This is a genomic window from Modestobacter altitudinis, from assembly GCF_005930475.1.
Taxonomy (GTDB): Bacteria; Actinomycetota; Actinomycetes; order Mycobacteriales; family Geodermatophilaceae; genus Modestobacter; species Modestobacter altitudinis.
Window position 1 is genome coordinate 41311 of record NZ_SJEW01000017.1, and the last position, 12842, is coordinate 54152.

14 protein-coding genes are annotated in these 12842 nt (G+C 74.3%); 10 read left to right on the top strand and 4 right to left on the bottom strand.

Annotation, left to right across the window (positions count from 1 at the left end):
* The first annotated feature begins 1 nt into the window (after position 1).
* The 4 genes from FHL79_RS08830 (at position 2) to FHL79_RS08845 (ending at position 2758) form a co-directional block, all read left to right on the top strand.
* The gene (locus FHL79_RS08830) at positions 2–724 is read left to right on the top strand and encodes a DUF3710 domain-containing protein (protein ID WP_138758234.1); all 723 of its coding nucleotides are present in this window, start codon (positions 2–4) and stop codon (positions 722–724) included.
* Positions 721–1533 carry an alpha/beta hydrolase family protein gene (locus tag FHL79_RS08835; protein WP_138758235.1) on the top strand — a complete coding sequence of 271 codons (813 nt, stop codon included), beginning with the start codon at positions 721–723 and terminating at the stop codon, positions 1531–1533. The genes FHL79_RS08830 and FHL79_RS08835 overlap by 4 nt, the downstream gene beginning before the upstream one ends.
* On the top strand, positions 1530–1943 hold the full coding sequence (locus FHL79_RS08840; RefSeq protein ID WP_138758236.1) for an OB-fold nucleic acid binding domain-containing protein: 414 nt from the start codon (positions 1530–1532) through the stop codon (positions 1941–1943). Before FHL79_RS08835 ends, FHL79_RS08840 begins: the two co-directional genes overlap by 4 nt.
* Before the next feature lie 65 nt (positions 1944–2008).
* Positions 2009–2758: a DUF3159 domain-containing protein gene (locus FHL79_RS08845; protein ID WP_138758237.1), complete on the top strand. Its 750-nt coding sequence runs from the start codon at positions 2009–2011 to the stop codon at positions 2756–2758.
* A 9-nt stretch (positions 2759–2767) separates the two neighbouring features.
* Here FHL79_RS08845 and FHL79_RS08850 read toward each other — a convergent pair whose 3' ends face one another.
* Positions 2768–3436 carry a potassium channel family protein gene (locus FHL79_RS08850; protein WP_138758238.1) on the bottom strand — a complete coding sequence of 223 codons (669 nt, stop codon included), beginning with the start codon at positions 3434–3436 and terminating at the stop codon, positions 2768–2770.
* The gene (locus FHL79_RS08855) at positions 3436–4104 is read right to left on the bottom strand and encodes a potassium channel family protein (RefSeq protein WP_138758239.1); all 669 of its coding nucleotides are present in this window, start codon (positions 4102–4104) and stop codon (positions 3436–3438) included. Before FHL79_RS08855 ends, FHL79_RS08850 begins: the two co-directional genes overlap by 1 nt.
* 197 nt (positions 4105–4301) lie before the next feature.
* Between FHL79_RS08855 and FHL79_RS08860 the strand changes: the two genes are divergently transcribed.
* Complete coding sequence (locus FHL79_RS08860) at positions 4302–6338, top strand: APC family permease (protein WP_138758240.1); 2037 nt, start codon at positions 4302–4304, stop codon at positions 6336–6338.
* Positions 6331–7602, top strand: a complete 1272-nt coding sequence (locus FHL79_RS08865) for a class I SAM-dependent RNA methyltransferase (RefSeq protein ID WP_138758241.1) — start codon at positions 6331–6333, stop codon at positions 7600–7602. The genes FHL79_RS08860 and FHL79_RS08865 overlap by 8 nt, the downstream gene beginning before the upstream one ends.
* On the opposite strand, the gene FHL79_RS08870 is transcribed toward FHL79_RS08865, so the two are convergent.
* Positions 7592–8389 (bottom strand): DUF8728 domain-containing protein, encoded by a 798-nt coding sequence (locus FHL79_RS08870; protein ID WP_171058086.1) that lies wholly within the window; start codon positions 8387–8389, stop codon positions 7592–7594. The genes FHL79_RS08865 and FHL79_RS08870 overlap by 11 nt on opposite strands.
* Positions 8353–9108, bottom strand: a complete 756-nt coding sequence (locus FHL79_RS08875; RefSeq protein WP_138758243.1) for a hypothetical protein — start codon at positions 9106–9108, stop codon at positions 8353–8355. The genes FHL79_RS08870 and FHL79_RS08875 overlap by 37 nt, the downstream gene beginning before the upstream one ends.
* 218 nt (positions 9109–9326) lie before the next feature.
* Between FHL79_RS08875 and FHL79_RS08880 the strand changes: the two genes are divergently transcribed.
* From FHL79_RS08880 to FHL79_RS08895, 4 genes are all read left to right on the top strand, one after another.
* Positions 9327–9713 carry a hypothetical protein gene (locus FHL79_RS08880; RefSeq protein WP_246080537.1) on the top strand — a complete coding sequence of 129 codons (387 nt, stop codon included), beginning with the start codon at positions 9327–9329 and terminating at the stop codon, positions 9711–9713.
* A gap of 105 nt (positions 9714–9818) precedes the next feature.
* On the top strand, positions 9819–11741 hold the full coding sequence (gene dxs / locus FHL79_RS08885) for a 1-deoxy-D-xylulose-5-phosphate synthase (protein ID WP_138758244.1): 1923 nt from the start codon (positions 9819–9821) through the stop codon (positions 11739–11741).
* A gap of 77 nt (positions 11742–11818) precedes the next feature.
* Positions 11819–12106, top strand: a complete 288-nt coding sequence (locus tag FHL79_RS08890) for a thiamine-binding protein (protein WP_138758245.1) — start codon at positions 11819–11821, stop codon at positions 12104–12106.
* A gap of 44 nt (positions 12107–12150) precedes the next feature.
* A complete protein-coding gene (locus FHL79_RS08895) occupies positions 12151–12765 on the top strand; it encodes a dihydrofolate reductase family protein (protein WP_138758246.1) in 615 nt (204 codons plus the stop codon).
* The last annotated feature ends 77 nt before the right edge of the window (positions 12766–12842 follow it).

Here is a 12842-nt window from a genome sequence, read left to right on the forward strand (position 1 = left end):
CATGCCGTTCGGACGCCGGCGCAACCGCATCGACCGCAGCCTGCGCGAGCGTGGGGTCCCGCCCGAGCCGCAGGTGCGGCAGCGCGAGGAGACCGGTACCAGCGGCCCTTGGGACGTCGCGGACGCCCCGGAGGACGGGGTCGCCCGGGTCGACCTGGGTGCGCTGCGGCTGCCGGCGCTGAGCGGGATGGAGCTGCGCGTCGACGTCAACCCCCAGCAGCAGGTGGTCGGGGCGAGCCTGCGGTCGGGGGAGTCGATGCTGCAGCTGTCGGTCTTCGCCGCCCCCCGCGCGGGCGGCCTCTGGGACGAGGTGCGGGTGGAGCTGGCGCGGAGCGCGAGCGGCCAGGGTGCCTCCCTCCGGGAGGTCGAGGGCCCCTTCGGCACCGAGCTCGCCGGCACCGTGCTGCTGCCCGGCCCGGCGCAACCGGACGGCACCGCGCCGCCCAGGCCGGTGCGCCGGCCGGCCCGCTTCCTCGGCGTCGACGGCCCCCGCTGGTTCCTGCGCGGCATGCTCACCGGACCGGCGGCCGCCGATCCTGACCAGGCGGCCGCACTGGAGGAGGCGTTCCGGGCGGTCGTCGTCGTCCGCGGCACCGCGGCCATGCCGGTGCGCGACCAGCTGCCGCTGACCCTGCCGCCGCAGGCCGCCGCCCAGGTGGCCCGGCAGCAGGCCGCCGGTCGCCCGGGTGGCACGGGGACCCCGCCGAGCGGTGGTGCCGGGTGACCGGCCCGGTGACCATCGCCTACGGTCCCGGCCCCGACCAGTTCCTGGAGGTCTCACTGCCGGCCGGGGAGGGCCCGGCGCCGGTGGGGATCGTGCTGCACGGCGGGTTCTGGCGGGCTGCCTACGGCGTCGAGCTGGCCCGGCCGCTCGCCGCCGACCTGGCCGCCCGCGGCTGGGCGGCGGTCGCCGTCGAGTACCGCCGGGTCGGCGCCGGCGGCGGCTGGCCCACCACCGTCGAGGACGTCGCCGCCGCGATCGACGCGCTCGGGGACCCCGGCCTGGTGGGGGAGGACGTCGCCGCCCGGCTGGACCTCACCGACGTCACCGTGGTCGGCCACTCCGCAGGCGGGCACCTGGCGGCCTGGGTGGCCGGGCGCAGCCGGCTGCCCGCCGGTGCGCCGGGCGCTGCTCCCCGGGTGCCGGTCACCGCCGCGGTGTCCCAGGCCGGGGTGCTGGACCTGACGGCGGCGGTCGCCGAGGACCTGGGCAGCGGGGCGGCCGTGGAGTTCCTCGGCGGGACGCCGGAGGAGGTGCCGGACCGCTACGCGGTGACCGACCCGGTGCGGCTGCTGCCGACCGGCGTGCCGGTGCTGTGCGTGCACGGGGAGGCGGACACCACCGTCCCGCTGGAGCAGAGCCAGCGCTACGCGGCGGCTGCCGCGGCCGTCGGTGACCGGGTTGAGGTGACCGTGGTGCCGGGGGACCACATGGTCGTGATCGACGTCGTCGGGGAGGCGTGGCGACGCACGCTGGAGTGGTTGACCGCACGCCACCCAGCCGCCCGGGACAGCACTACCCTGGGCTCGTGACCGCTACCAGGACCGAGTCCGCAGCCGGGCAGGGCGCGCAGCCCGGCGCCCGCGGCTGGCTGTCCCGCAAGCTGCAGAAGCTGACCGCCGACGACCAGACCGTCGACGCCGAGGAGCTGCAGTCCGACGTCGTCTCGGCCGGCTGCGCGCCGGTGAGCGCCTGTCGCAAGGGCGAGGTGGTCACCGTCACCGGCCGGATCAAGTCGGTCGTCTACACCCCCCGCGAGACGGTGCCGACCCTGGAGGCCGAGCTGTTCGACGGCTCCGGCTCGGTCACCCTCGTCTGGCTGGGCCGGCGCCGCATCCCGGGCATCGAGCCCGGCCGGCGGCTCACCGCCCGCGGCCGGTTCGCGGCCTTCGAGGGCCGTCGCGTCATCTACAACCCCTGGTACGAGCTGAGCGCCGGGTGACCCCAGGCGCACCGGGGCGGCACGGGGGGGAGCCGGCGGTGACCGGGACGTCGCAGGGCGGGGGCATGACGTTCGACCGCCACCTGGTGCTGGACCAGCTGGGTGGCTGGCGGGGCATGGTCGACGCCTCGCTGCCGACCATCGCCTTCATCGTCGCCAACGGCATCGGTGGGCTCACGGTCGGGATCTGGGCGGCCGTCGTCGCCGCGGTGCTGGTCTTCCTGCTGCGGCTGGTCCGCCGGGAGAGCGTCCAGCAGGCGATCAGCGGGCTGTTCGCGGTCGCGGTGGCCGTGGTGATCGCCGCGCGCACCGGTGAGGCACGGGACTTCTTCGTGCTCGGCATCGTGCGCAACGCCGCCATCGGGGTCGTCGTGCTCGGCTCGCTGCTGGTGCGCTGGCCGCTGGTCGGGGTCGTCGCGGAGTTCCTGGCGCCCAGCCACCTCGGCGCCATGTCCAGCCACCGGCTGCCCTCGCTGCGCAGCCGGCTGGGCGGCGGGGGTGCGCCGGTGCAGCCGGCCGCTCCCGAGGTCGCGGCTGCGGCCGAACCGGATCGGGTGCAGGACCCCGAGCCGGACGTGCACTGGCGCGACGACCCGCGGATGGTGCGCGCCTACGGCTGGCTGACCGTGCTGTGGGGCGGGGTCTTCCTGCTCCGGGCGGCCGTGCAGGCCGTCTTCTACAGCCAGGACGAGGTCGGCTGGCTGGGCACCTCGTCGGTGGTGCTGGGCCTGCCGGTGACCGCCGTCCAGCTCGTCGTCACCCTCTGGGTGGTCTCCCGGCTCCACCGCCACCGCGCCGAGGAACCCGAGGCGTAGCGGGGTCCCTCAACAGCTCCCGTCGGGGCACATGACCCGCTGCAGCTGCTCCTCGATGTCGCCGTGGGCGACGAACAGCAGCTCGTCCCCGGCCTCCAGCGGCTCGTCGGGGTCGGGGTTGATGACCCGCTCGCCGCGCAGGATGGTGGTCAGCACCGTCTCCTGGGGCAGCGGCACGTCGCGGACCGGCCGGCCCACCCACGGGGTGTCCTCGGCCAGGGTGATCTCGACCAGGTTCGCCGCGCCCTTGCGGAAGCTCATCAGCCGGACGACGTCGCCGACGGTCACCGCCTCCTCCACCAGCGCGGCGAGCACCCGCGGGGTGGAGACGGCGACGTCGACGCCCCACGCCTCGGTGTAGAGCCACTCGTTGCGCGGGTCCTTGACCCGGGCGACCACCCGGTTCACCGCGAACTCGGTCTTGGCCAGCAGCGAGACGACCAGGTTGGCCTTGTCGTCGCCGGTGGCGGCGATGACGACGTCGCAGCTGGCCAGCTGCGCCTCCTCCAGGGAGGTGACCTCGCAGGCGTCGGCCTGCACCCACTCCGCGCCGGGCACCGCCTTGGGCTTGACCCGGGAGCCGTTCTTCTCGATGAGCATGACGGCGTGGCCGTTGCCCAGCAGTTCCGACGCGATGGACCGGCCGACCGCACCGGCGCCCACGATGGCCACGCGCATCAGTGCTGCCCTCCCGACGGTCCCTGCTCGACGGCCTGGTGCACCCGGTCGGTGTTCTCGTCGACGGTGGCCACGACGAGGTGGTCGCCGGTCTGCAGCACGGTGGCCGCGGTGGGCAGCTGGGCCTCGCCGAAGCGGACCAGCCACGCCGCCCGGGCACCGGAGGCGGACTCCAGCTCGGTGAGCGGGCGGCCCACCCAGCCGTCGGTCACGGTGAGCCGCATGAGCAGGACCTTCCCGGTCGGCTCGCGCCAGATCTCGGAGACCTTGACCGAGAGCAGTTCACGCAGCAGCCGGCTGACCGTCCAGGGCACGGTGGCGACGCTGGGGATGCCCATCCGCTCGTAGACCTCGGCCCGCTTGGAGTCGTAGATGCGGGCGACCACGTGCTCGACGCCGAAGGTCTCCCGGGCGACCCGGGCGCTGATGATGTTGGAGTTGTCGCCGCTGCTGACCGCGGCGAAGGCGCCGGCGGAGTCGATCCCGGCGTCCAGCAGGGTCTGCCGGTCGAAGCCCAGGCCGGTCACCTGGCGCCCGCCGAACTCCGGGCCGAGCCGGCGGAAGGCCTCGGCGTCCTGGTCGATGACCGCGACGCTGTGGCCGATCGCCTCCAACCGCCGGGCGATCTGCGAGCCGACGCGGCCGCAGCCCATCACGACCACGTGCACCTGTTCCACCCTGTCTGTCGGTCAGTCCGAGGAGCGTGCAGCCCCGCTCCCAGCGGGGCCACCGCGCGCGAAGGTACACCCGGCGGAGGACCCGGGAACCGCCGCCGGGCGCACCGGACACCCGTCCGGGTGCTGCTGTGAGAGAGGTCGCCCCGTGTCGGCACACCGGGGGCCCCGACGTCCGTACCATCGCCGCCGTGCCGACCCTGTCCGACCTCGGACAACTCCCGAAGCGTCTCGTCCTCGGCCGCCCCGTCCGCAGTGACAAGGCAGGTGAGTCGCTGCTGCCCAAGCACCTCGCCCTGCCGATCTTCGCCAGCGACCCGCTGTCATCCGTCGCCTACGCGACGCAGGAGATCCTGCTGATCCTCACGCTGGCCGGGACGTCGTTCCTCTTCCTCGCCCCCTGGCTGGCCGCGGCCGTCGTCCTGCTGCTCACCGTGGTGGTGCTGTCCTACCGCCAGGTGGTGCACGCCTACCCCTCGGGCGGCGGCGACTACGAGGTCGCGATGAAGAACCACGGGCAGTTCGCCGGGCTGGTGGTGGCCAGCGCGCTACTGACCGACTACGTGCTCACCGTGGCGGTGTCGGTCAGCTCCGGCACCGACAACATCATCTCGGCGTTCCCGGGGCTGGACGAGCACCGGCTGGCCATCGCGGTCACGCTGATCGCGCTGCTGGTGGCGGCGAACCTCCGCGGGGTGCGGGAGTCCGGGAAGACCTTCGCCGTCCCGACGTACCTGTTCATCGGCGGCATCGTGGTGATGATCGTCACCGGGCTGCTCCGCGACTTCGTGCTGGACGACCGGGTCGTCGCCGAGAGCGCGGGCTACGGCATCGAGCCGGAGGCCGGCTACGCGCAGGTCACCGGGTTGGCGCTGATCTTCTTCGCCCTGCGCGCGTTCGCCTCCGGCTGCACCGCGCTGACCGGGGTGGAGGCGATCGCCAACGGCGTCCCGGCCTTCCGGCCGCCGAAGAGCAGGAACGCGGCCACCACGCTGGCGCTGATGGGCGGCATCGCCGCGCTGATGTTCGCCGGGGTGACCGCGCTGGCGCTGCTCTCGGACGTCAAGTACGTCGAGAACACCTGCGACCTGGTCGGGTTCGCCAACTGCACCACCGAACCGCAGCGCACGGTCGTCGCCCAGGTCGCCGCGGCGACGTTCGGCGGCCCGGACTCGATCGGCTTCTACTACATCCAGGCGGCCACCGCGCTGGTCCTCATCCTGGCCGCCAACACCGCGTTCAACGGCTTCCCGCTGCTCGGCTCGGTGCTGGCGCAGGACCGGTTCATGCCCCGCCAGCTGCACACCCGCGGGGACAAGCTGGTCTACAGCAACGGCATCCTGCTGCTGGCCGGGTTCGCCGTCCTGCTGCTGGTCGTCTTCGACGCCGACTCCACGAAGTTGATCCAGATGTACATCGTGGGCGTCTTCACCAGCTTCTCGATCGGCCAGTGGGGCATGGTGCGGCACTGGAACCGGGAGCTGCGCGGCCTGACCGACCCGGCCGCGCGGCGGCGGGTCCAGCGCTCCCGGGTGATCAACGCCATCGGCGGGTCGCTGACCACCGTCGTCCTGGTGATCGTCGTGGTGACCAAGTTCGCCGGCGGCGCGTGGATCGTCATCGCCGCGATGCCGCTGATCTTCCTGCTGATGCGGTCGATCAACCGGCACTACTCCCACGTCGCCGCCCAGCTGGTGCCCGACAGCGACGCGCGGATGAAGCCGAGCAAGGTGCACGCCGTCGTGCTGGTGTCCAAGGTGCACAAGCCGACGCTGCGGGCGCTGGCCTTCGCCCGGGCGACCCGGCCCGACGTGCTGACCGCGCTCACCGTCAACGTCGACGACGCCGACACCCGGGCACTGCAGGCCGACTGGGAGCGCTACGACATCCCGGTGCCGCTGACCGTCATCGACTCCCCGTACCGGGAGATCACCCGGCCGGTGCTCGACTTCGTCCGGGACATCCGCCGGTCCAGCCCGCGGGAGCTGGTGGTCGTCTTCGTGCCGCAGTACGTGGTCGGGCACTGGTGGGAGAACCTGCTGCACAACCAGAGCGCGCTGCGGCTGCGCACCCGGTTGCAGTTCCAGCCCGGCGTGATGATCACCAGCGTGCCCTGGCAGCTGGAGAGCTCGCTGGACCGGGGCACCAAGCTCGACGGGTCGGGGCCGGCGCCGGGCGACCTGCGCCGCGGCCTCACCGACGAGGTGGAGCAGACCCCCTATGGCTGAGCGGCGCCGCTCCCGTACCTCCGCGGACGGCGGGGCCGGCTGGGTCGGGAACCGGTTCGAGGTGACCGTCGGGCCGGTGGCGCACGGTGGGCACTGCGTGGCCCGGCATGAGGGCCGGGTGGTCTTCGTCCGGCACACGCTGCCCGGCGAGCGGGTGGTGGTCGAGGTCACCGAGGACCGGCACGCCGGGTTCTGCCGTGCCGACGCCGTCGAGGTGCTCGAGGCCGCGCCGGACCGGATCGAGCGCCCCTGCCCGTACAGCGGGCCCGGGAAGTGCGGCGGCTGCGACTGGCAGCACGTCAGCCACGCCGGCCAGCTGACCCTCAAGGCCGCCGTCGTCCGGGAGCAGCTGTCCCGGCTGGCCGGGCTGGACCTGCCCGTCACGGTGGAGGCGCTGCCCGGCGGACCGCTCCGCTGGCGGTCCCGGGCGCGGTTCGCCGTCGAGCGGACCGGTGGCCCCGGGCTGCGCCGGCACCGCTCGCACGACGTCGTGCTGCTCGACGACTGCCCGATCACCGTCGAGCCCGCGGCTGCCGCCGTGCTCGGCCAGCGCTGGCCGGGTGCAGGCGCCGTGGACGTCGCCGTCGACTCGGCCGGGGTGGTGACGACGACGCGGCTGGACCGGCGGGGGCAGGCCACCTCGACGCGGGTGCTGCGGCCCGGTGCCGACGTCCCGGAGGAGCCGGTCGGGCGGGCCCAGCGCTCGGCGGGCGGGCGCGACTGGGAGGTCGAGGGCACCGGTTTCTGGCAGGTGCACCCGGCCGCGGCCGACGCCCTGGTCGGTGCGGTGTCGGACTTCGCCGTCGTGCGGCCGGGGGAGACGGTGCTCGACCTCTACGCCGGCGCCGGCCTGTTCGGCGGTGCGCTGGCTCCCGGGGTCGGCGCGCAGGGCCGGGTGGTCTGCGTGGAGTCCGACGCCGCGGCGTGCGCGGCGGCCGACGCCAACCTCGCCGACCTGCCGCAGGCCGAGGTGTGGCAGGGCGACGTCGACGCCCCCGGGCTCACCGAGCTGCTCGACGAGCTGGGCCGGCCCGACGTCGTCGTCCTGGACCCGCCGCGCGCCGGTGCCGGCCGTGAGGTGAGCCGGGTGATCGCCGGTGCCGGGCCCCGGGCGGTCGTCTACGTGGCGTGCGACCCCGCGGCGCTGGCCCGGGACGTCGCCGTGCTCGCCGGTGCCGGGTACCGGCTCGAGGCCCTGCGGGCCTTCGACTGCTTTCCCATGACCGCGCACGTGGAGTGCGTCGCGCTGCTGGTCAGGGCGTAGCCCCGGCCGGGAAGCACAGCGCGGCGTGCGCCGGCAGGGTGCTCGCGAAGTCGCGCAGTGCCGGCCGCAGCTCTGCGGCGGCCCGGGCGGAGGTGGCGAAGAAGCTCACCTGGCGGCTCGCAGAGGTGACCCGGGGCAGGTCCATCGACAGCACGGCGACCCGGGTCCAGGACGACGGCACCTCGGGGAACCAGGGGTCGTCGCAGATCATCGCGAGCTCGACGCCGTGCTCGTCGGTGAGCCGCTGCATCCAGCCGACGCCGTCGTCGGCGGCCCGCGCCCTCCGGGCCTCCTGGCTGGCCAGACCCCACAGGTCGAGCACGTACTGCCCGCCCCGGTCGGCGACCAGCCCGAGGTCGTTGACCGCGACGGGCCGCCGCCAGTGGTCGGAGACGAAGCGGGCCATCTGCGCCTGCTGCGTGTAGATGTTGGCCGCGCCCGCCGACGTCCGCACCGTGGTCCCGACGTACCCGGCCGAGACGGCCATGGTGACGATCGCGCCCGCTGCAGCCCAGCGCCAGCCGTCGTGGGCCGCGAACAGCGCGGTCAACGGCCGCCGGGCCAGGTACTCGACCACCGGCAGCACGGCCGCGTAGGCGTACAGCTCGTAGCGGCTGAACCAGCCGAAGTGGCCGGCGACGGCGTGTGCGGCCAGGACGCCGAACGCGTAGCCGTGCAGCGCGGTCACCCGGCGCCGGACCAGCGCGGAGGCGAGCAGGCCGGCGAGGAGCACCGCGAACACCGGCTGGGTCACGGCATCGCCCACGGCGGCCACGACGGCGCCCACGCCCGATCCGCGGGCCACCGCTGACTTGACGAGCACCGAGCTCGGCAGGAGGTCGAGGCCGTTCGCCGCAGCGAGGACGGAGAACGCGACCAGGGCAGCACCGCGACGGGAACGGCGAGCAGCGCCGTCCGCCGCCGGCCCTCCCAGCAGAGCACCGCCGCGCCGGCCACGGTGACCGCCAGGCCCTCGTACCGGAGCGAGGGCCCCAGCACCAGTCCGGCCACCAGCCACCACGGCACCGTGCCCGTGCACGCCACCTCGACCAGGCCGACGCCGACCGCCAGCGACGCCGTGATGTGCGCTGAGTGCTCCATGCCGGTGAACGCGACCGCGCCCCAGTTCAGCAGCAGCAGCGGGCCGGCGACCAGGGAGGCGGCGAGCGCCGGCCGCCGGCGGGAGCGCCCGTCGGTGACGTCGGCGAGCAGTCGCAGCAGCAGCCATCCCGTCGCCAGCGTGGCGACCAAGTTGATCGCCAGTGGGGTCGCCGCGTGCAGCACCGTTCCGGCCGTGGGGGCCAGCAGGAACGGCCAGAGCACCGAGGAGGACGGCGTCGCCACCTCGCCGGGGTTGATCCCGTAGTGGCCGTGCCGGATCCGGTCGGACAGCGCCAGGTGGATGTAGGGGTCGTCGAGCGGGTAGGTGGGGTGCCCGCTCGTCGCGACCAGGATCGCGACGGCCTCCACGACGAACAGCAGCCCGATCACGAGTGCGACCAGCACGAGGTCCGTGCTCGGTCGGATCACCCGCAGGCGCGGCATACGAGAGGTCCCACCGTCGGCCCGTCGGACGGGCGCAGTCTCGACGTCGACCCGGGTGCCGCGCCAGTCGAGCCGTCCCGGTCCACCACCCGGGTCAGCCGGACCGGACGGCGAGCAGGTGGGCCGGAGACGTCACGGATCGAACAGGTGTGCGATCCGGTGTCGAGGAGCCCTCGGCGGTGGCCCACACTGACCGGGTGGACGTGTCGCTGCCGCCGGGCTGGCCGGACGAGGTCGCGCCGCCCGGCGCCCCGGACTGGGAGCGCACCGCGGTCGCGTGGCTGTACGACCTCGTGCCTCACGACTACCGGGCGCACGAGGTGCTGCGCCGGTACCCGGTGCTGCTCGCCCGGTTCGCCGCCGACCACGTCGCCGCCGGGCTGGAGGCGGCCCGTGCGGGCTGGCGCACGGTGCGGGTCGAGCTGGCCGACCAGCTCCCGCCGGATGCGATGGAGGCGGCGATCCGCGCCTACGAGCGAGAGGGTGCCCGGCTGACCCGGGCGGCCCGGGGCGTGGAGGTGGTGGCCGGTGCGCTGCGCGGTGAGCGGTGGGTGCCCCGACTCTGAGCGGCTCGCTCGCCAGGGCAGGTCGCCGGTTCGCAGTTACAGTGGGTCTCCCCACCGGTTGCGCCCTTCCCGTCGCCGCCGACGTCGAGAGGACCCTGCTCCGTCGTGTCGTTGCTCCGCTCTCTGACCGGGCCCGCAGACCTCCGGGCGCTGGCGCCCGACCAGCTGCCCGCGCTCGCCGCGGAGATCCGGGACGCCCTGGTCACCAGCGTCGCCAAGACCGGCGGTCACCTGGGCCCGAACCTGGGCACGGTCGAGCTGACCATCGCGCTGCACCGGGTCTTCGAGTCCCCGCGCGAGCCGATCGTCTTCGACACCGGTCACCAGGCCTACGTGCACAAGCTCCTCACCGGCCGGCTGGCCGGGTTCGCCCAGCTCCGCCAGCGCGGCGGGCTGTCCGGTTACCCCAGCCGCACCGAGAGCGAGCACGACTGGGTCGAGAACAGCCACGCGTCGACGTCGCTGTCCTACGCTGACGGGCTGGCCAAGGCCTTCGCCGTCCGGGGCGACCCGCGCCCGGTGGTCGCCGTCATCGGCGACGGCGCGCTCACCGGCGGCATGGCCTGGGAGGCGCTGAACAACATCGCCGCAGCGCAGGACCGGCCGGTCGTCATCGTGGTCAACGACAACGGCCGCTCGTACTCACCGACCATCGGCGGTGTCGCCGACGCCCTGGCCACCCTGCGGCTGCGGCCCGGGTACGAGGACGCGCTGGCCGCCGTCCGGCAGGCGCTGCACAAGGCGCCGGTCGTGGGCACGACCCTCTACGACGCGCTGCACGCCATCAAGAAGGGCCTCAAGGACGTCCTCAGCCCACAGGGCATGTTCGAGGACCTCGGCATGAAGTACGTCGGCCCGGTCGACGGGCACGACGTCGCGATGATGGAGTCCGCGCTCCGCCGGGCCCGGTCCTTCGGCGGGCCGGTGATCGTGCACGCCGTCACCACCAAGGGCTTCGGCTACCCGCCGGCCGAGACCGACACCGTCGACGCCTGGCACTCCACCGGGGTCTTCGAGCCCGACAGCGGGCTGTCCTCGGCGGCCGCCGGGCCGGAGTGGACTGACGTCTTCTCCGACGAGCTGGTCCGGATCGGCAACGAGCGCTCCGACGTCGTGGCCATCACCGCCGCCATGCTGCACCCCACCGGTCTGGCGTCCTTCGCCGAGCGCTTCCCGGAGCGCACCTTCGACGTCGGGATCGCCGAGCAGCACGCGCTCACCTCGGCCGCCGGCCTGGGCATGGCCGGGCTGCACCCCGTCGTCGCGATCTACTCGACGTTCCTCAACCGCGCGTTCGACCAGCTGCTGATGGACGTCGCGCTGCACGGCCAGCCGGTCACCGTCGTGCTGGACCGCGCCGGCGTCACCGGCTCCGACGGCGCCTCGCACAACGGCATGTGGGACATGTCGATCTGCTCCGTCGTGCCCGGCCTGCAGCTGGCCGCCCCCCGCGACGAGCCCACCCTGCGGGAGGCGCTGCGGGAGGCCGTGGCGGTCACCGACGGCCCGACCGTCATCCGGTTCCCCAAGGGCGCGCTGCCGGTCGAGGTGCCGGCCATCGAGCGCCGAGGCCGGGTCGACGTGCTGCGCCGGGGGGCGACGCCGGAGGTGCTGCTGGTCGCCGTCGGCTCGTTGGTGCCGATGTGCCTGGCCGTCGCCGAGCGGGCCGCCGACCACGGCATCGAGGTCACCGTCGTCGACCCGCGCTGGGTGCTCCCGGTGTCCGAGGAGCTCGTCACGCTGGCCGCCGGCCACCGGCTGGTGGTCACCGTCGAGGACGGCGGCCGGGCCGGTGGGGTGGGGTCGACGCTGTCCCAGGCGCTGCAGGACGGCGACCACGACGTGCCCGTGCGCACGCTGGGCCTGCCGCAGCGGTTCTTCGAGCACGGCAGCCGCGGGCAGGTGCTGGCCGACGTCGGCCTCACCGAGCAGGACGTCGCCCGCCGGATCGTCGAGTGGGCCGCCCGGGTCGCCGACCGCGCGGCAACCGTCCCGTCGGTGACGGAGCGGGCCGAGGGCCAGCAGTAGAAGGACCCCGTCCTCCTCATCCCTCGCAAGCTCGGGACGAGCCTCGGGACGGGGCCGCAAGCAGCCGGAAGGGCGACATGTTGATAGCCGAGATCCAGGTGGCGCCCTCGCCGCCGGGCACCCCGGGCGACCCGCACGCCTACGTCGAGGCGGCCATCGCGGTGATCCAGGGCTCCGGGCTCCGCCACGAGGTCGGCGCCCTCGGGACGACGCTCGAGGGCGACGCCGACGCCGTGTGGGCCACGCTGAGGGCCGCGCACGAGGCGATGGTGGCCGCAGGCGCGACCGGCGGCCTCTCGCACCTGAAGGTGGCCACCGTGAACCGCACGATGGACAGCCTCACCGCCAAGTTCCGCCCGGCGTGACGCGGGGGCGATGAGTTCGACCGGCTGATCGGGTCTGCCGTGGCATGACTCGGATCATCGCGGACATCTCGGTCTCCCTCGACGGCTTCGTCACCGGGCCCGACCCGGGCCCGGACGACGGTCTGGGCACCGGTGGAGATGCCCTGCACACCTGGGCGTTCTCCGCCGACCCCGACGACCGCCGGGTCCTGCGTGACGCGACGGCCCGATCGGGCGCCGTCGTCCTCGGCCGCCGGCTGTTCGAGGTCGTCGACGGGCCGGGCGGCTGGGACGACGAGACCGGTTACGGCGCCGGCGAGGTCGGCAGGCCTGCGTTCGTGGTGGTCACGAGCTCGCCGCCGGAGTCGGTACGGCTCACCGACCTCGACTGGACGTTCGTGAGCACCGGTCTGTCCGACGCGGTCTCCGCCGCGCGTGAGCGTGCAGAGGCGTCGTCGTCGGACAGCGGCAGGGACCTCGACGTGGTCCTCATGGGCGGTGGCGCCACCGTCGGCTCAGCGGTCGTCGACGGGCTCGTCGACGGGCTGACGCTGCACCTCGCGCCCGTCGTGCTGGGCGCCGGCACGCCCCTGTTCACCGGCGGGCCGCCGCGGACGCTGGTGCAGCGAGGCGTGATCGCGACCTCGACGGCGACCCACCTGACCTACGACGTCGTCTGACGACGTCCTGGCTCACCTGCCGTGCTCCTGGCTCACGATGTGCGGTGAGCCAGGAGCACGCACGATCAGGTGACCTG